Raw genomic sequence first — 17,888 nt, forward strand, 5'->3', positions numbered from 1 at the left:
TCACGCCTCCTGCCCCTGGGCACGTGCGGCGGCGGCGCGCAGCGCGCGCGTGGTGAGCTCCCCGGCCAGATGCCGCTTGTAGTCGACCGGGCCGCGCTGGTCCGCCGTCGGCCTGCACTCCTGCGCGGCGATCCGGCCCGCCTCGGCGAAGGCCTCGTCGTCCGGCCGTCCGCCGCGCAGGAAGTCCTCGGCCTGTTCGGCCACGAACCGTGGGGCCCCCACCGCGGTCAGGCCGATCCCGGCCTCGGTGACGGCCCCGCCGGAGATCTCCAGCACCGCCCCGGCGGCGACGACCGCCCAGTCGCCGACCCGGCGCTCGACCTTGCGGTAGGCGCTGGCGTGCGAGCGGATGGGCACCCGGATCTCCACCAGCAGCTCTGCCTCGTGCAGCGCGGTCTCGTACGGACCGAGGAAGAACTCCCTGATCGCGATGGTGCGTCTGCCGCCGGGCCCCTGGGCGACGAGGGTCGCCCGCAGTGCCGAGAACGCCGCGGACAGGTCCTCCGACGGGTCGGCCTGGCACAGCGAGCCGCCCACGGTGCCGCGGTTGCGGACCAGCGGATCGGCGATGACCCGTTCCGCGTCCCGCAGGATGGGGAAGTGCTCGCCGACGACCGGTGAGGCGAGCAGCTCCGCGTGGCGGACCATGGCTCCGACCGCCAGGTCGTGCCCGTCCACCCGGATGAGCGCCAGCTCGGCCAGGCCGTTGATGTCGATCAGGGCTTCGGGCTGGGCCAGCCGCAGCTTCATCATCGGCAGCAGGCTGTGTCCGCCCGCCACGACCCGGGCCTCGGGGCCGTACCGTGCGAGCAGTTCGACGGCCTGCTCGAGGCTGGTGGCCTTCTCGTACTGGAATGCAGCCGGTACTTGCATCGGGCCCTCCTGGATCGCTGTGCCCGTTGCTGCAGTGATGCTGCGCTCTTCCGTACCGGTCATGCAATGGGTGGATAAGCATTCACTTATCCGGCCGGACGCGGGAAAATCGGATGGTGACCGTCACGCAGCTCAGCAGCTTCGTGCTGGTTGCCCGGCTCGGTTCGGTGGGCGCCGCGGCGCGGGCTCTGGCCGTGAGCGAGTCCGCCGTGTCGCAGGCACTCGCCGCGCTGCGGACGCACTACGGCGATCCGCTCATCCGGCGCACCGGCGGCGGTGGGATGCGTCTGACACCCGCCGGGGCGCGGCTGCTGCCGGTCGCGTCGCGGATGGTCGCGCTGAGCGCTGATGCCGAGGCCGCGGTGCGGGCGGCCCGGGGTGCGCCCGACGAACTGCGGGTCGTCGCCACGAGCACGCTGGCCGAGTTCGTGCTCCCGTCGCTCGTGGAGGCCTTCGCCTGCCGCTCGGGGCGCAGGACCGAGACGTCGTTCGGGGTGGCCTGCGGCAACGAGATACGCGTACTGGTGGAGAACCGGCTGGCCGACGTCGCGCTGGGGCCGTATCTCGGCGCCGCCCGCGGGGGTGAGCTGGTCAGCGAGCCGCTGTTCCGCACCCAGCTGGTCGTGGTGACCGGAGCCAGGTCGCCGCGGCCGCCCGGTCCGCCGCCGCAGTGGTCGTGGCTGGTCGACTCCTCCGGGACCGATCCGGACGCGGACTCCGGGCGGCTGCTGCGCCGGCTCCAGGTGGCCGAGGGACATGTGTGGGTGTTCCCCAACCAGGCCGCGACCTGGGCGGCCGCCGCCGAGGGCGCGGGGGTGGCACCCGCCCTGGCGCATCTGGTGTCGCCCCGCATCCTCCGGGACGAGCTGCGCATCCTGGAGACCCCGGCCACGCCGTCGGACGCCACGTGGCACGCCACCGTCCTGCGGCCGGAGCAGCGTTCGCCGGCCACCGACGCGTTCCTGCACTTCCTGCACACGCCCGCGGCGACCCGCATCATGCGCGCGCCCGGCGCGGGCGTCCCGCCCTCCCGGTTCCGGCCCCCGGTGTACGTCACGCTCTGGGGCGCGTGAGGGAACAGGCCGAGGCGGCGCGCCCTGTGGAGCCCGGGTGGGCGAACCGGGCAGGCCCGCGACAGGCCCGGTTCCGGTACCGCCGCCCCATGATCACGGCGCCTACGCTCGGGTACATGGTTGAGCATCGCATGGTTGACGTGAACGGCGTTCGGCTGCACATCGCCGAGCAGGGCGACGGCCCCTTGGTCGTGCTGCTGCACGGATTCCCCGAGTCATGGCACTCCTGGCACCACCAGTTCGGCCCCCTGGCCGCCGCGGGGTTCCGAGTCGTCGCCCCAGACCAGCGCGGATACGGACTCAGCGACCACCCCCACGATGTGGAGGCCTACACCATCCTCCACCTGGTCGGCGATGTCGTCGGACTGATCCAGGCCCTGGGTGAGGAGGAGGCGTACGTCGTCGGGCACGACTGGGGCGCGCCGGTCGCCTGGCACACCGCGCTGCTGCGGCCCGACATGGTGCGCGGGGTGGCCGGCCTGAGCGTGCCGCCGCCCTTCCGCGGGCCCCAGCCTCCGCTGGCCGCCATGGACCAGCTGTTCGGCGGCCGCTTCTACTGGAACTATTTCAACCGGCCCGGCGTCGCCGACGCCGAGCTCGCGAAGGACACCCGCACCGCTCTGCGGAGGATCTTCTACTGGGCTTCCGGCGACGCTCCCGGCGCCGGCGAGGGCCGGCAGCCTCTGGTGGACCTCGAGCGCGGCTGGCTCGCGACCATGACCGACCCCGAGGAACTGCCCGAGTGGTTCACCGAGGACGACCTCGACGCGCTCACCGAGAGCTTCTCCCAGGGCTTCACCGGGGCGCTCAACTGGTACCGCAACCTCGACCGCAACTGGGAACTGACCGCTGCGTGGCACGGCGCCGTCGTCACCCCGCCCGCCCTGTACGTCTACGGCGACCGGGACGTCGTCCCCGCCTTCCCCGGCACACCCGAACTCATCGAGCGCCTGCCCGCCCTGATGCCCAACCTGCGGCGCGCGCCCCTGAAGCTGGCGGGCTGCGGCCACTGGACTCAGCAGGAGCGCCCGGACGAGGTGAACGCGGCGCTCATCGAGTTTCTCGGCGCGACTTCCTGAAGTCGGGCGTGGCCACCACGTTGGCCAGGGGTTCTCCGGCCGTGTACCGGGCCAGCTGGGCGCGCACCAGCGCCAGTGCCCGGGGGCGGAACGCCGAGGTGGTGGCGGCCGCATGGGGGCTGATGAGGGTGTGCGGAGTCGTCCACAGGGGATGACCCGGCGGCAGCGGCTCGGGGTCCGTGACGTCGAGTGCCGCGCTCAGCCGCCCGCTGCGCAGCGCGCCGACCAGTGCGGTGGTGTCCACCACCGGGCCACGGGCGATGTTGACCAGCAGGGCTCCGTCCCTCATCCGCGCCAGGAAGCGTGCGCCGACCAGCCCCCGGGTCGCATCCGTGAGCGGCACGGTCAGCACCACCACGTCGGCCCGCGGGAGCAGGGACGGCAGCTCGTCCATGGAATGCACCGGCCCCCCGGGCAGCTGTCGTGCGGTGCGGGCCACGCGCAGCACGTGGCACTCGAACGCCGTCAGGCGAGCCTCGACGGCGGCGGCGATGGAGCCGTAGCCGAGCAGCAGGACCGTCCGGTCGGCCAGTGCGGGCCGGAAGCCGGGTGTCCAGCGCTGCGCGTCCTGGGCGTGGACGAAGTCGGGGATGCCCCGCAGTGCGGCGAGCGTCAGTGCCACCGCGTGTTCGGCCGTGCTGGTCGAGTGGACGTCTCTGGCGTTGCAGAGCGTGACGCCGGCGGGCAGGTGGGGCAACACGTCGTCGACGCCCGCGTTCAGGGACTGCAACACGCGCAGGGACGGCAGCTCAGGCAGCAGGGGCAGCGCCGCGCCGGTGAAGGTGTACGGGATGACGAAGAGCTCGACGGCCTCCAGTGCCGGTCCACCGGGCGCCCGGCCGGTGCCGTCCCAGATGAGCGCAGGCCATCCCGGAGGAAGACCGCCGAGGTCGGCCGGCGTGAACGGCAGCAGGAGCCGCTTCCTGTCCGAGGTCGTGGCGGAGGTCATCGGGCGGGCTCCTGGCGCGAGGGCCGGCTGCGGTCGGGGGGACAGCGGATGGGCTCGTGCAGCACGTCGTGGAACGACGGGTGATAGTGGATGTGCACCAGTGTTCCACCGTGACCTCAGGGAGGCTCGTTGACCAGCGCGGTCGGCGGTTCACGCGTGGTGATCGTGATGGGCGTGTCGTCCTCCGGCAAGTCCGCCGTGGGACCCCGGCTGGCGCAGCGGCTGGGTGTGCCCTTCCTGGAAGGCGACAGCCTCCATTCCGCGGCCAACCGCGCCAAGATGGCGTCCGGACATCCTCTCGACGACGCCGATCGCGAGCCTTGGCTGGCGGCTCTCACGGAGTGGATCCGCGCGACCGCGACAGCTGGACACGGAGGTGTCGCCACGTGTTCCGCGCTCAGACGCACGTACCGGGACCGGTTCCGGCGCACCGGGGCGGACCTGTGTTTCATCCATCTCGCTCTGAACCGTGACGTGGCCGCGGAGCGGATCGCGCGTCGCAAGGGGCACTTCATGCCTCCGCAGCTGCTCGATTCCCAGTACGAGATTCTGGATCCGCTGGAGGCCGACGAGCCGGGCGTCACCATCGACGCGGCCGGCGACCGGGAGCAGGTGCTGGCCGAGGCGCTGCGCGCGGTGGCCGGCCCGCACCGGTAGTCCGCGCCCCACAGGAGGTTCGGATGGACTTGATCCACTTCCGCATGATCATGCCGCCCACGCTCACCCAGCGGGCCGTCGACCTGCTGGCCCCGAACGACCGCGTCCTCAACCTGGTGGTCGTGAAGTCGGCCCACGTTCCGGACGGTGACGTGCTGGAGTGCGACGTGGTGAAGGGTGCCGCGAACGGCGTGCTGGACAGCTTGCGCAAGCTGGGGATCGACCGTGCGGGCGCGATCGCCGTCGACGACGTGGACCTGATGTTCTCGCACCGTGCGCAGCAGATCGAGGACGACCAGCCGAGCGCGCTCGTCCACGCGCCGCTGTGGGCCGCGGTCGAGGCCCACATCCGGGCCGGTGGGACCTACCCGCCGTCCTTCTACCTGTTTCTGGTCATCGCCGGGCTCATCGGCTCGGTGGGCATCATGACCAACTCGCAGATCCTCATCGTGGCGGCGATGGTGGTAGGTCCCGAGTACAACGCGATCACCAGCATCGCGCTCGGGTTCGACCGCCGTAGCCGTCGCAGGGTCTGGGAGGGGACCCGCGCGCTGACGACCGGTTTCCTGCTGGCCATCGCGATCACGCTGGTCTTCGCCCTGCTGGCGCGCGCTGCCGACCTGCAGTCCACGGCCTTCGACCTGGGCCTGCGACCCGTCTCCCACCTCATCGACACACCGGACGTCTTCTCGGTCGTCGTCGCCGTCCTCGCCGGCGTGGTCGGAGTCGTCTCGCTCACGGAGGCCCGCACCAACGCGCTGCTCGGTGTCTTCATATCCGTGACCACGATTCCCGCCGCCTCGGACGTGGCCGTCTCGCTCGCCTTCTCCGAGTGGCACGAGGCGCGGGGCTCGCTCTTCCAGCTCCTGCTCAACGTGGTCGTTCTGGTGGTGGTCGGCGTCATCACCCTTCGCGCGCAGCGGCACCTGTGGCGCCGCGCTGCTCGCCGTGCCGCCGCGCGGCCGCAGCACTAGCGGTACGGGCCTGTCGCACCGATCGCCAGGGGAGAACGCTCCCCGAGGTCACCCCTCGTCACCCGCTCCGCCGCGCTGCAACTCGGCGTCGGTGAGCCCCTCCAGCTCACCGTGGGTGTCCAGCCAGTACAGCAGGGCGACCGCGGGAAAGACCAGCACCACGGCGACGAGGGTGACGAGCCCGAGCCAGCGCAGTGTGGTGTGCGCGCCCGCGCCCTCGGCGACGGTGAGTGAGGTCGGGATCAGATAGGGGCGCTGGGCCATGCCCCAGGCGATGACGGCCGACGCCACCACCCCGACCGCCGCGACCCGGGACCACTCCGCGGACGGGCGGGTGAGCAGCCACGCGGTCGCGAGGGTGGCCACCACTGCCACGATCACGAAGACGAGTCCTACGCCGTGGGTGAGCCCGTGCCACACGTGGGCGGCATCGCCATGGGTGACGATCAATGTGATGACGGCGAGCACGGCCACGGCGGCGAGGGCGCCCAGGGCACGCCTGCGGAAGTACCGGTCCAGGTCGGGCGCACCGAAGCGCCGGGCGTCCCCCGCGAGGAAGACTGCGCCCAGCATCGCCGTGGCCGCGATGGCGAGCAGGCCGAACAGCAAAGACGTCGGATTGGCCCAGGCGTCCGTGGACGCCGTGGTCGTGGCGGAAACCCGCCCCGAGGCCACTCCCCCGATCGCGGCACCGAAGAAGAACGGCGTCAGCAGCGAGGCAACGGCGAAGACCGCTCCGTACAGCCGGCGGCCGACCAGTCGCCGGACGGGCTTGCGCAGGGCAAAGCCGGCGCCGCGCAGCACGATTCCCAGGGCGGCAAGCGTCAGCGGCAGCCACATCGTGGTGAACACCTGCTGGAAGAAGACGGGGAAACCCGTCCACATGATGACCAGCACGAAGATCAGCCAGACGTTGTTGACCTCCCACACGGGCTCCATCGCGTGGTCGATCAGCCATCGTGGGCGCTTGCCGCGCTCCGCTCCGCCTGCGGTCAGGTCCCAGAATCCGGCGCCGTAGTCGGTGCCGCCACCGCAGGCGTAGGCGGCGATCACCACCAGCAGGACGACGGCGATGACACCGGCGATCACAGCCGGCTCCCGGTGGAGCGCGGCCCGTACGGTGTGTCCGTTTCCGGCGTCTCCCTCGGTGACGGCGGTCCGCCCTTCTCGTCGGCGAGCCGCCAGCGTGCGCGCATCTTGAGCAGTACGGCGAGGAGTGATCCGAAGACGAAGACGTACACCACGATGACCACGCCGAACGTGATCCACAGGCTGGTGGAGCGGGTCGCGGTCACCGCCTCGGCGACCCGCATGTACTGGTAGACGATCCAGGGCTGGCGGCCCACCTCGGTGGTGATCCAGCCGCACTCGACGGCGATGACGGAGGCCACGCCCGCGCACGCCGCCCCGCGGTAGAACCACGGGGATGTGGGCAGTCGGCGGCGCCACAGCCACAGGACGCCGTACCAGAGGGCGAGCAGGATCAGCAGCGAGCCGATGAAGACCATGGTGTCGAACGCGAAGTGCGTGATGGTGGCCTGGGCTGCGGTCGGGCGGTCGTCGGCCGGCACGGAGGTCAGTCCGGTCACCTTCGTGTCCGGGCGGAAGCCGGCGAGGATGGAGTCGAGCTGGGGGATCTTGATACCGCCGGAGACCGTGCCGTCGGAGTGCAGTCGGCCGTAGAGGTACTCCGGCACATGGGTGTCGGTCTTCCAGACGATCTCCATCGCGGCGAACTTCACCGGCTGCTTGTGGAACACCTGGCGGGCGATGGAGTCGCCGAGCATGAACTGCACCGGTGTCAGCACCGCGGCGAGCGTGAAGGGGACCGTGAAGCCGAGCCGGTGGTACCTGTCACGCCGGCCGCGCAGCCAGCCCATGGCGTAGACGCCCGCAGTGACGTAGCCCGCCGTGACGAACATCGCCACCACGAAGTGCCAGTATTCCGGACCGAAGATGGGTGTGAAGATCGCCTTGCGGACGTCCACGTCCACAGGGTTTCCCGCGGCGTCGAGGGTGAAGCCGCGCGGTGTGTTCATCCACGAGTTGGCAGCCAGAATCCCGAAGGCGCCCAGCAGGGCCGCGAAGGGCAACGGCAGCGCGAGCAGGAAGTGGGTGCGCGAGGGAAGTCTGCGCCAGCCGTAGAGATAGATGGCGATGAGGACTGCCTCCAGGAAGAAGCCCCACCCCTCCACCCCGAAACCGAGGCCGAAGACGTCACCCCACCGGCCCATCATGCCCGGCCACAGCAGCCCGAACTCGAACGACAGCACGGTGCCCGTGACAACGCCGATCGCGAACTGGACCGCCATGACGGCCGACCACCGCCGTGCCAGCAGCAGGGCGGTCGCGTCGTCGCGGCGCAGACCGTAACCGTGCATGATCAGTGTGATCAGCGGCAGTGCCACTCCCAGCGGCACCAGGATGATGTGGGTGACGAGGGTGAAGGCCATCATCAGTCTGGCCGGGAGCATCTGCGGCGGCGCGTCCGCCAGCCAGGTGAGAGTCGTGTGCATGCGTGTGTCCCTGGGAGCCCGGTACGAGAGCGGTCAGCCGCCGGTGGCGAAGCCGGGGAAGAGGGTCATCCCGCCGTCCACGTAGAGAGTGGCGCCCACGACGTAGTCCATGAGGTCGGAGGCGATGCCGACAACCGCGTAGGCGATGTCCTCGGGATCACCGACACGGTCGTAGGGGATCAGCCGCAGGAGGTCCTGCTGGGCCTCCGGGGTCTCCCAGGCGCTGCGGTTGATGGGGGTCTTGATGGCCCCGGGGGCGACCGCGTTCACCCTGATCTTCTTCGGGGCGAGTTCCTGGGCGAGGGTCTGCATCATCATCTGGACGCCGCCCTTGGAGGAGGCGTAGTTGACGTGCCCCGCCCACGGAATGATCTGGTGCACCGAACTCATGCAGATGATCTTCCCGGCGGCACGCGAGACCTCGGGCACGACACCGCGCCGCAGGAACTCCTTCGTCGCCTCGCGCGCGCACAGGAACTGCCCGGTGAGGTTGACGTCCAGGACCTTCTGCCACTGGGCGACGGTCATCTCGGTGAACGGGGCGTCGCGTTGCAGTCCGGCGTTGGCGACCAGGATGTCGATCGTGCCGAACTCCTGGACCATCCGGTCCATCATCGCCACGACCTGGGCCTCGTCGGACACGTCCGCCTCGTAGGCCGCCGCCTTCACCCCGAGGGCCTTGATCTCCTCGACCACCTGCTCGGCGTCCTCACGCCCGGCCACGTAGTTCACGACCACGTCGGCGCCGGCCCGGCCCAGGGCGACGGCCGTGGCCCGGCCGATCCCGGAGTTGGCGCCGGTGACAAGCGCCTTCTGTCCCTTGAGCAGATGTGCGGGGATCACGTTCTGCGGTGCACCCTCGGCGGCACTCACGATGTCTGGCTCCTCCACTCCGTGGCCCGGGCAGCCGGGCCGTGGCCCGGAGGTTCAGCCGCCACACAAACACCGTGGACGAGGGGGCGCAGCGCGGGTGAGCCCGCGTTGGGCTGACCGACTGAGGATCTTCGCCCGATCGGAGGCGGACTCGTCGGCCACGGGTACCCCACCGCGCCATGGGCTCACCCGCCCCGCGAAGGGGCAGGCACGGGCCGGGGTCAGTCGGGGGTGCGCCAGAGCCGGTCGAGCGCGTCGTTGAGCGTCGTTGCGGCCATGATCAGGGACAGATGGGTGAACGCCTGCGGGAAATTGCCGAGTTGTTCTCCGCTCGGGCCTATCTCCTCGGCGAACAGGCCGACGTGGTTCGCGTAGGTCTGCATCTTCTCGAAGGCGTAGCGGGCCTCGGCGAGCCGCCCCGCGCGGACGAGGGCGTCGACGTACAGGAACGTGCACAGACTGAACGTCCCTTCACTGCCACGCAGTCCGTCGGGAGACGCCTGGGGGTCGTAGCGGTAGACCAGGCTGTCGGAGACGAGGACCCGGTCCATGGCGTCCAGTGTGCTGAGCCAGCCGGGGCTTCGGGGGGAGATGAATCCGACCCGGGGAGCGAGCAGGAGGGACGCGTCCAGGACGTCGCCTCCGTAGTACTGGACGAGGGCCTGCTCCTTCTCGTTCCAGCCGCGTTCCATGACCTGCTCCAGGATCTCGTCCCGGGCGCGGGTCCAGCGCGCGGTGTCGGCCGGCCTGCTGAACTCGGCCGCCAGCTTCAGACCACGGTCGAAGGCGGTCCAGCACATCACCCGGCTGTAGGTGAAGTCCTTGCGTCCGCCCCGGGTCTCCCAGATCCCCTCGTCGGGCCGGTCCCAGGAGTCGGCGAGCCAGTCGAGGGTGGCCGCCAGGCCCTTCCACCCGTGGTAGCCCGCGTGCTCGCCGACCTCGCGGCCCTCGGCCAGGCCGTACAGGGCCTCGCCGTAGATGTCGAGCTGCAGCTGGTCGGAGGCGGCATTGCCGGCCCGGACCGGGTAGGAGCCGCGGTACCCCTCGAAGTGCTCCAGGATCTCCTCCGTCAGATGAGGGTCACCGTCGACCCGGTACATGATCTGCAGGGGCTCGCCGTCCGATCCCTCGTGGGCGCGTAGGCGGTCGCCGAGCCAGTGGATGAACTGGGTCGCCTCGTCCACGAAGCCGAGGTCGAGCAGGGCCCGGATCGACAGGGACCCGTCCCGTACCCAGGTGTACCGGTAGTCCCAGTTGCGCTCACCCCCGACCTGCTCGGGCAGCCCCATGGTGGCGGCGGCGACCGGAGCGCCCGTGGGGGCGTAGGTCAGGAGCTTGAGCGTGATGGCGGAGCGGTACACCGTGTCCGTCCAGCGGCCGCGGTAGCGCGAGGTGCGCACCCACAGCTGCCAGAAGTTGATGTTCTCGAAGATGCCCTCGGTGATCCCTTCGGTGGTGGGTGGTGGCGGCGCCTCTCCGCCGGGCGGGCCCATGGTGAACACCACGGCGGCCGCCTCTCCGGCGTTGAGCGTGCGCGCGCCGCGGACGTCCTTCCCGTCCTGTTCGAGCGGGATGTCGCTCTGCAGGTGGGCGGTCGCGCCCGGGGCGTGGAACGTCGCCCGTTCGGGCGTGAGGTCGAGTCGGTGGTCCGCCCGCCCGTAGTCGAACCGCGGCCGGCAGACGAGCTCGAACCGTACGGTGCCGCGCACCGCGCGGGCGACTCGCACCAGCTGGTGCCGGTCCGTCGCTCTCGAACCCGGCTGGACCGGCATGTAGTCGACGATCTCGCCGACTCCGTCGGGAGACATGAAACGGGTCACCAGGACGGCGGTGTCCGGGTAGTAGAGCTGTTTCCAGGTCCCCTCGGGGTGCTCCGGGGCGAGCAGGAAGTAGCCGCCGCCGTCGTGGTCGAGCAGGGCGGCGAAGACGCTGGGCGAGTCGAAGCGCGGCGCCGCGAACCAGTCGATCACGCCGTGCGACGACACCAGAGCCGCGGTCTGCAGGTCCCCGATGAGCCCGTGCTCGGCGATGGGCGGGTAGCGATCCATGGAGGTCTCCTTCGGGGGGAGGTCATTGCAGCCGCTCCGCGATGTGGTCGCCGACCCGCAGGGCGTTGGCCATGGCGGTCAGCGAGGGATTGACCGCTCCGATGCTCGGGAAGAAGCTCGTGTCGACGACGTAGAGGTTGTCGAGGTCGTGGGCCTTGCAGTTGACGTCCAGGGCCGAGGTCGCGGGGTCGGTGCCGAAGCGGACCGTGCCGGCCTGGTGCGCCGTGGCGCCGATGGGCATCCCCTTGTGCAGGTAGATGCTGTGCGACAGGAGATGGTGTTCGTGCATGCCCAAGTGGCTGAGCATGCTCTGCAGTTTGTGCCGCAGGCGCTCCAGCCCGGCGATGTTGTTCTTCTCGTCGAGGGCGAGGTGGATCCCGTCGTCCCGGTCCAGGGTGACCCGGTTCTCGGCGGTCGGCAGGTCCTCCCCGCACAGCCAGAAGTCGACCGCGTGGTGGGCCAGCACCTCGAACGGCATGTCCGGGGAGACCGCCCCGGCCCAGCGGGGCGCTTCGCCGTGGATCTGCTCGGAGTCGGACTTGCCGAGCATCTGGATCCCGCCCAGGGGGTAGTCCCAGTCGTCGGATCCCAGGTACCAGTCGTGCAGCGCCAGAGTCTTCTGGAACTTGGTGTCGTTCGGTTCCCTGGACACGGCCATGAGGGCGAGGTTGTTGTGCCGCATGTAGTGCCGGCCCACCACGTCCGAGCTGTTGGCCAGGCCCTGCGGATGCCGGTCGTCGGCCGAACGCAGCAACAGGACGGCGGAGTTGACGGCGCCGCAGGCCACGACCACGATGTCGGCGCTGAACTCCACGGTGGCGGGGTCTCCGTCCCCCACGGTGGCGACGACCTTGGTGACACTGCGGCCCGTCGCGTCCGTCTCCAGGCGCCGTACGTCCGCGTGGGTGACCATCTCGACGTTGCCCTGTTCCAGGACGGGATCGACGCAGATGACCTGGGCGTCGGACTTCGCGCCGACCAGGCAGGGGAAGCCGTCGACGCGGTCGCAGCGGATGCAGGCGCTGGTGTGGACGGCCCGGCCCCGGTCGTCCTGGGTGAGGTTCACGCCGATCGGGAGGTGGAAGGGGTGCAGCCCCTGCTTCTCCAGGTCGTGGCTGAGCTGCTCGATGCGCGGCTCGTGCTGGACCGGCGGGTAGGCGTACTGGGCGCTGGTGGGACCCTCGGTGGGGTCCTCGCCGTGCCGGCCGTGCACGAGGTAGAGGTGTTCGGCCTGCGAGTAGTAGGGCTCGAAGTCCTCGTAGCGCAGCGGCCAGGCGGGCGAGAGGCCGTCGTGGTGGCGGATCTCGCCGAAGTCCTCCGGGCGCAGCCGGAAGAGGGCGGCGCCGTAGAACTTGGTGTTGCCGCCCACGTAGTAGTTGACCTCGGGCGGAAACTTGTTGCCGCTCTTGTCGAACCAGAACTCCGGGGCGCGGTACTTGCCCTTGACGAAGACCGCGGTCGAGTCCCAGTTGTCGCGCTCGCGGGGCAGATAGCCGCCGCGTTCGAGCAGGAGGATCCGTTTCCCCGTGCCCGCCAGCCGGTGGGCGATGGTGCCGCCACCCGCGCCGGTGCCGATCACGATGACGTCGTAGTGCTGCGCTTCGGTCATGCAGGCCACCGCCCTCGGAGCCTCGTCCGGTCCTGCCCGGGGTGAGCGGGAAATCCACCCCAGCCGCCATCCCGCCCCGCACACCAACGTATCTCCGGGTGATCTACCCGGCGAGTTGGGCCGTCCGGGTGAACCGGGGCGCGGCGGCTCTGCGGGCCGGGCCGCCCGTCACAGGATCGCGAGCGGATTGACCGGGGATCCGGTGGCCGAGGGCAGCCGGAGCGGGGCGATCACGCAGAGGAAGGACCAGCGGCCCTCCTGGGCGCAGACCGGCGCGAGGTCCTCGAGCCGCAGGTAGTCGAGCAGGTGCAGTCCCATCGCGTGGACGGCGAGCACATGCACCGGGTACCCGACCCCCTGCACAGGGCTGGGGCCGGTGTCGTTGTTGCCGTCGCTCCCGAGCACGGACACCTCGCGCTCCGCCAGGAACTCCATGGCCGCAGGATGGAACCCGGCACGGGCGTCGGACACGTCCCAGGGGCCGAGTTCCTCGCGCCGCAGGCGGTGCCCGACCCGTACGAGAAGAATGTCGCCCCGGCCCACTCGAAGCCCCTGCTCGGCCTCGGCGGCGGCAAGGTCGTCGGCGGTCACGTGCGCCCCGGGTTCGAGCCAGGGCACGCCGTGCAGCCGGGGGATGTCGAGGAGAACTCCACGGCCGACGATGCCGTCGCGGACCAGATCGACGGACAGGGCGCCGGCGCCGTCCGGTGAGAGCACCTCCGCCGCCGGCAGGCCGCCGTGCAGCGTGCCGTCGTAGATGACGTGGCACAGCGCGTCGAGGTGGCTGTTCCCGTCGCCGTGGATGTTCATGGCGAAACGGTCGCGGGCGAAGTCCAGACCGCTCGCGCTGGGGCGGCCGCCTTCCGGGGCGATGAGCCGGTGCTGGGCCGGTTCGGCGTCGTCCGGTGCGACACGCTTGTTCACGGGGGCCGCGAGCGACACCGTACGTCCGGACCGCACCTCGCGGGCGGCCGCCAGCACCTGCGCCCCGGTGATCGTCTCCAGGGCGCCCCGGTCCGCGTCGCCGCCCGGTGCCGTGTCCCTCAGCCGACGGTACAGCGACCGGAAGTCGGCCTCGCTCATCACCTGGGACGTCCGCATCCCCCCACCATCCGGCAGCAGCCGGGTTGCCGCACACCGAGTCGCCCGTGCCAAAACCACCGGATGCCGTACCTTCGATGCGATCGGCACCGGAGCACGTCCGCCACCGTCGTATCCAGAGGAGCTCGTCCGTGCAGCGCTGGCTCTCCGAACGCCGTCGCACGACAGCGAGCGCCCTCATCGCGGTCTGCACGACAGCGGCCCTCCTCGTCCTCGACGCACGCACGGCGGCGGACCTGGGCGTGCTGGTGCTGTTCGCCTATCTCCTCCCCTATCTCCTCCTGACCCTGGTCGCCTTCTCGTCCGTCCCGGACGAGCGGGTGCGTACGTGGGCCCGCCGCGAATCGCGTGGCACGTGGGCGCAGCGGTACGTGTTCGGGACCGCGCCCGGACCAGGGGTGTCGATCTTCATCGCGGCCGCCGCGCTGGTGGTGGCGGTGGTGTGGCTTCCCGGACACCTCGGCTCGGTGTTTCTCGTGGTTCCCCGGGTGGCGGTGGCCCTCGGTCTCGTCGTGGTCGCCTGGGTCTGCGTGGTCGCGTCCTTCGCCGTCACCTTCCAGGCCGACAACCTCGTGGAGGACGAACGGGCGCTGGACTTCCCCGGCGACCACTCGGCGGCCTGGGCCGACTACGTCCACTTCGCCCTGTCGGTCATGACGACGTTCGGCACGACGGACGTGAACGTGCTCTCGCAGGAGATGCGACGCACCGTGGCGCCCAACGCGGTCATCGCGTTCGTCTTCAACACCGTGACGGTGGCGAGCCTGGTGACCGCTCTCGGCGGCCAGGACCTGCCGGCGCATGGAGGCCGGTCGCACGTTCGCCCGGCGTGGCGAACCGATCAGTGAGCTCCCCCGTGCCTACCTGCTCGGTCCCATGAGCCGGCCTCTTCATCATGCGTCCCCGGTCGCGTTGTAAGCCGCGAGCCAGCCGGCGGCCAGGTGGTCGCCACGGGTGAAGACCGCCGCGCCGCGCGGGCCCGCCGAAGGATCGTCGGGGGCGGCGCGCGGATGGTCCAGCCGGGCCGGGGTGCCGTCCGACGCGTAGCGGACCGTCGTCGCGCCGTTCCAGAGGCAGACCACCGCGCCCTGCGGGGCCGTCACCTGCACGGAGCCGGAGTTCTGCGTGAGGACGGTGCCGGTGGTCCGCTGCTTCAGCAGCGCCTCGTAGCGCCCCGGCGGGAGCGCGCAGTCGCGCGGCGGGGTGGTGCCCGTCCAGTCCGGGGCGCCGACCCCGCGCTCGCGCGCCGCCCGCCACATCCGCGGGAGCAGGCGGGGGGCGAGCTGGGGTGTGGCCATGCGCCCGCACATCCACAGCAGCCGCCCGGCCCCGCGGCCCGGCCCCAGCGTGCGCCAGCGGATGCGCTCGGCCAGGTCCCCGGCCACGACGGCCGCCCAGGGATGGACGGTGCCCAGCTCGCCCTGGGCGCCCAGCCAGGCCAGATAGCGCTGGGCCTCGTCCAGGATGCCGGTCAGGCTGTCGGCCGGGATGCCGAGCACATAACCGCCGCGGGTGGCGAACGCCTGCGGGCTGAAGGCCGCCAGCAGCAGTACCGCGTAGGCCAGTTCCCCGGCGAGCAGCCCCTCGTCCTGGTCCGGCTGCCTCTGGTCCTGCTCCAGCTGCTCCACCCGGCCCTGGTGGCGCAGGACCCGCCGCAGGGTCGTGCGCGCCCGGTCGCTGAAGGCCGCGTCCGCCAGTTCGGGGAGCTGCACGGTCAGCAGCCTGGTCAGCAGCTGCTCGGCCTGGTCCGGGTCCGCCGGTACGGGCAGCCGGCCCACCCCTTGGGCCAGTTCGTACGCCGACTCGGCATCGACCATGAACCGGCTGGTCAGCATGCCCAGTTCGGTCGCCTGCAGGAACTCCTGGCCCTGCGGCCCTCGGCCGGAGCGCAGGAGGCCGGCCTCGGTCAGGTAGAGCGCGGCGTCGTGGAGCGGTTCCACGCTGTCGTGCCCCTGATGGAAGGCGAACGTCCCGGTCCACCAGTCCTCGGCCTCCTCCAGCGACTCCACCCGGCCCTGCACCACCTCGGCGAGCAGGTGGTTGGGCAGCCGGTCGCCGATCCGCGAGCGCACGGTGTATCCGGCGGTCAGCCGGGCCTGCCACTCCGGGCGCTCCGTCTTGTCCGCCAGCAGGAAGGCCCAGCCCTCCCGTTCCCCCGCGCCGACCCGCCCGGCACGGCCGAACATCTGCTGCACCATGGACACCTCGATGCGGTCCTGGCCGAGCCGGACGTCACGCACGATCACGGCACGGGCGGGGAGGTTCACCCCGGCGGCCACGGTGGAGGTCGCCACGAGGACATCGGTCTCGCGGGCCCGGAACGCCCGCTCGGCCTCGCGCTTGAACGGCCAGTCGCGGTAGTGGAGTCCCACACCGGCCTTGCCGCACAACCGCTCGACGAGTTCCGAGTCGTCCGCGTCGACGCCGTGGGTCGGCACGCCCCGGTCCGCGGCGAGGGCGAGGGCAGTCGCGCGCACGCCCCGCTTGCTGCTGCAGAAGACGAGCACGCTGCCGCCCTCGTCGGTGACGGTGCGGGCCAGCCGCACGGCCGCGGCGGTGCGGGCCACGGCGGCACGCGTGGTCCGTTCGCCGTCCCTCGGCGCCGGGAGCAGGGGGATCTGCCAGGTCAGCCGGGTGGGCCGCCAGGCGGTGCGGATCAGCCGGGCGCCCAGCCAGTCGGCGACCTCGTCGGCGTTGGCCACGGTCGCCGACAGTCCGACGATGCGCGTCCGGGCGCTGTCCTCGCGCACCCGGGTGAGCACCGCCTCCAGCACGGCGCCGCGCGCCGGATCACCGAGCAGGTGGATCTCGTCGACGACCAGACAGCCGACCTCGGCGAGGGCGCCGCCCAGCGAGCCGTTGCGGCAGATCGCCTCGAACTTCTCGGTGGTGGCGACCCAGACGTCGGCCTCGCGGATGAGGTCGGCGTCGACGGCGTACTCCCCCGTGAGCCGGACGACCGTGAGCCCGTGCCGCCGCCAGATGTCCAGTTCGCGGTCGAGTTCGTCGGTCAGCGACCGCTGGGGCACCAGCCAGGCGGCCTTGCGGCCATCGGCGTGGGCCCGCAGTGCGGCGACCATGCCGATGGGCGTCTTGCCCGCGCCGGTCGGGGCGACGACGATCAGATGGTCGTCGCCCTCCATCACCGCGGGGACGGCGTCGGCCTGGGCCGGGTTGAAGGTGGGGTGCGGCAGCAGCCGGGCCCAGTCCTCGGGGACGAGGTCGGTCACCGGCACGTACGGGATGCCGTCGGCGTCCGGACCGTCCTCCAGGGCGTCCCACTGGGCCTCGAACGCGTCCCGGGCCGCATGGGCGCCCGGCCCGGCGACGGGCGAGGGCGGCATCGCGGAGCCCGTGGGGAACGTACGGGCGGGGTGGGCCGTCAGCCCGGTCGCGGAGCCGAAGTCGGAAACCGTGCCGACCTGTTCGTGCTCCGTCCAGTGCCGGACGACACGGAACGGTACGCCCCGGTCGGCGAGGTGGTCGCGCAGGCCGGCGAAGGCGGGGCCGTCGGGGAGGATGACCCGGACGTCGTCGGCCGCCGCCACCGCGCCCTCGGGCGGCCGCCAGGCCGGGTCGGTCGCCTTGCACCACAGCAGCCGGCGCTCCTCGCTCTCCGTCGGCACGGGCAGGTCGGCGGGCCACGCGGGGCGGGTGGAGGCGTGTATGGGGGTGATGGTGACGCCGGGCTCCGTGGGACACGGCCCGAGGAGCAGGGACGACACCCGCGCCGCCGTCGTCGGCCGCGACACCCGCAGCCGTGGGGCCGTCGGCTTCTTCGCCTCCGTGGACTTCGGCTGCGCGCCGGGCCGGGGGACGAGCTTGTCGTACGTCTTCACCCCGAGGTCGGCGAGGGTGTAGGCCGCGGGGCAGACCGGGCAGACCACGGCCACGTAGCGGTAGACGCGCCCGCCCGACTCGTACGGCCTGCGCAGTGCGTACATCCTGCCGTCGCACTCGGGGCAGGGGCGCGGCACCTCCTCCTCGTAGCTCCACCCCGGTTCGGTGAAGCGGGCGATGCTGCCGTCGGCGTCCAGCTTGACGCCCCAGCGCTCGCGCACGACCTCCGCCACCGTCTGGCCGAGCTCGGCCGTGTCCCCCACGAGTCCCCCTTTGTGCCCGGCCGGCTTCGGCTT

At 71.6% G+C, this 17,888-nt stretch carries 14 protein-coding genes; 5 read left to right on the forward strand and 9 right to left on the reverse strand.

The features are described from left to right. Window positions 1-873, reverse strand: a complete 873-nt coding sequence (locus AC07DS_RS02935; RefSeq protein WP_479142062.1) for an FAD binding domain-containing protein — start codon at window positions 871-873, stop codon at window positions 1-3. Window positions 874-986: 113 nt separating this feature from the next. On the opposite strand from AC07DS_RS02935, the gene AC07DS_RS02940 reads away from it, so the two are divergent. Then, window positions 987-1,946: a LysR family transcriptional regulator gene (locus AC07DS_RS02940; protein WP_479142064.1), complete on the forward strand. Its 960-nt coding sequence runs from the start codon at window positions 987-989 to the stop codon at window positions 1,944-1,946. Window positions 1,947-2,062: 116 nt separating this feature from the next. Next, window positions 2,063-3,025, forward strand: a complete 963-nt coding sequence (locus AC07DS_RS02945; protein ID WP_479142066.1) for an alpha/beta fold hydrolase — start codon at window positions 2,063-2,065, stop codon at window positions 3,023-3,025. Here the strand turns inward: AC07DS_RS02945 and AC07DS_RS02950 are convergent. Next, window positions 2,997-3,974, reverse strand: a complete 978-nt coding sequence (locus AC07DS_RS02950; RefSeq protein ID WP_479142068.1) for a 2-hydroxyacid dehydrogenase — start codon at window positions 3,972-3,974, stop codon at window positions 2,997-2,999. The two genes, AC07DS_RS02945 and AC07DS_RS02950, sit on opposite strands and share 29 nt — an antisense overlap. Before the next feature lie 129 nt (window positions 3,975-4,103). On the opposite strand from AC07DS_RS02950, the gene AC07DS_RS02955 reads away from it, so the two are divergent. Together AC07DS_RS02955 and AC07DS_RS02960 are read left to right on the forward strand one after the other, a co-directional pair. After that, window positions 4,104-4,631 carry a gluconokinase gene (locus tag AC07DS_RS02955; protein ID WP_479142070.1) on the forward strand — a complete coding sequence of 176 codons (528 nt, stop codon included), beginning with the start codon at window positions 4,104-4,106 and terminating at the stop codon, window positions 4,629-4,631. Window positions 4,632-4,654: 23 nt separating this feature from the next. Continuing rightward, window positions 4,655-5,605: a DUF389 domain-containing protein gene (locus AC07DS_RS02960; protein WP_479142071.1), complete on the forward strand. Its 951-nt coding sequence runs from the start codon at window positions 4,655-4,657 to the stop codon at window positions 5,603-5,605. Between the two features lie 48 nt (window positions 5,606-5,653). Here the strand turns inward: AC07DS_RS02960 and AC07DS_RS02965 are convergent, their stop codons facing one another. The 6 genes from AC07DS_RS02965 to AC07DS_RS02990 form a co-directional block, all read right to left on the reverse strand. Continuing rightward, a complete protein-coding gene (locus AC07DS_RS02965; protein WP_479142073.1) occupies window positions 5,654-6,694 on the reverse strand; it encodes a cytochrome d ubiquinol oxidase subunit II in 1,041 nt (346 codons plus the stop codon). After that, window positions 6,691-8,121 carry a cytochrome ubiquinol oxidase subunit I gene (locus AC07DS_RS02970; RefSeq protein ID WP_479142074.1) on the reverse strand — a complete coding sequence of 477 codons (1,431 nt, stop codon included), beginning with the start codon at window positions 8,119-8,121 and terminating at the stop codon, window positions 6,691-6,693. Before AC07DS_RS02970 ends, AC07DS_RS02965 begins: the two co-directional genes overlap by 4 nt. Before the next feature lie 33 nt (window positions 8,122-8,154). Beyond that, complete coding sequence (locus AC07DS_RS02975) at window positions 8,155-8,994, reverse strand: SDR family oxidoreductase (RefSeq protein ID WP_479142075.1); 840 nt, start codon at window positions 8,992-8,994, stop codon at window positions 8,155-8,157. A gap of 221 nt (window positions 8,995-9,215) precedes the next feature. Further along, on the reverse strand, window positions 9,216-11,042 hold the full coding sequence (locus tag AC07DS_RS02980; RefSeq protein WP_479142077.1) for a glycoside hydrolase family 15 protein: 1,827 nt from the start codon (window positions 11,040-11,042) through the stop codon (window positions 9,216-9,218). A gap of 22 nt (window positions 11,043-11,064) precedes the next feature. Then, window positions 11,065-12,651: a GMC oxidoreductase gene (locus AC07DS_RS02985; protein WP_479142078.1), complete on the reverse strand. Its 1,587-nt coding sequence runs from the start codon at window positions 12,649-12,651 to the stop codon at window positions 11,065-11,067. A gap of 168 nt (window positions 12,652-12,819) precedes the next feature. Next, the gene (locus tag AC07DS_RS02990) at window positions 12,820-13,752 is read right to left on the reverse strand and encodes a cyclase family protein (protein WP_479142080.1); all 933 of its coding nucleotides are present in this window, start codon (window positions 13,750-13,752) and stop codon (window positions 12,820-12,822) included. Between the two features lie 77 nt (window positions 13,753-13,829). On the opposite strand from AC07DS_RS02990, the gene AC07DS_RS02995 reads away from it, so the two are divergent. Continuing rightward, window positions 13,830-14,600: a DUF1345 domain-containing protein gene (locus AC07DS_RS02995; RefSeq protein ID WP_479142082.1), complete on the forward strand. Its 771-nt coding sequence runs from the start codon at window positions 13,830-13,832 to the stop codon at window positions 14,598-14,600. A gap of 45 nt (window positions 14,601-14,645) precedes the next feature. Here the strand turns inward: AC07DS_RS02995 and AC07DS_RS03000 are convergent, their stop codons facing one another. After that, window positions 14,646-17,855 carry a DEAD/DEAH box helicase gene (locus AC07DS_RS03000; RefSeq protein WP_479142084.1) on the reverse strand — a complete coding sequence of 1,070 codons (3,210 nt, stop codon included), beginning with the start codon at window positions 17,853-17,855 and terminating at the stop codon, window positions 14,646-14,648. Between the last annotated feature and the right edge of the window lie 33 nt (window positions 17,856-17,888).

Source organism: Streptomyces sp. NPDC044064 (assembly GCF_056434245.1).

Bases quoted from the DNA above. Each gene is read 5' to 3' on its own strand.
- AC07DS_RS02940 (WP_479142064.1), top strand. From the start codon at position 987: ATGGTGACCGTCACGCAGCTCAGCAGCTTCGTGCTGGTTGCCCGGCTC.
- AC07DS_RS02980 (WP_479142077.1), bottom strand. From the start codon at position 11,042: ATGGATCGCTACCCGCCCATCGCCGAGCACGGGCTCATCGGGGACCTG.
- AC07DS_RS02995 (WP_479142082.1), top strand. From the start codon at position 13,830: ATGCGATCGGCACCGGAGCACGTCCGCCACCGTCGTATCCAGAGGAGC.
- AC07DS_RS02985 (WP_479142078.1), bottom strand. From the start codon at position 12,651: ATGACCGAAGCGCAGCACTACGACGTCATCGTGATCGGCACCGGCGCG.
- AC07DS_RS02945 (WP_479142066.1), top strand. From the start codon at position 2,063: ATGGTTGAGCATCGCATGGTTGACGTGAACGGCGTTCGGCTGCACATC.
- AC07DS_RS02950 (WP_479142068.1), bottom strand. From the start codon at position 3,974: ATGACCTCCGCCACGACCTCGGACAGGAAGCGGCTCCTGCTGCCGTTC.
- AC07DS_RS02990 (WP_479142080.1), bottom strand. From the start codon at position 13,752: ATGCGGACGTCCCAGGTGATGAGCGAGGCCGACTTCCGGTCGCTGTAC.
- AC07DS_RS02970 (WP_479142074.1), bottom strand. From the start codon at position 8,121: ATGCACACGACTCTCACCTGGCTGGCGGACGCGCCGCCGCAGATGCTC.
- AC07DS_RS02960 (WP_479142071.1), top strand. From the start codon at position 4,655: ATGGACTTGATCCACTTCCGCATGATCATGCCGCCCACGCTCACCCAG.
- AC07DS_RS02935 (WP_479142062.1), bottom strand. From the start codon at position 873: ATGCAAGTACCGGCTGCATTCCAGTACGAGAAGGCCACCAGCCTCGAG.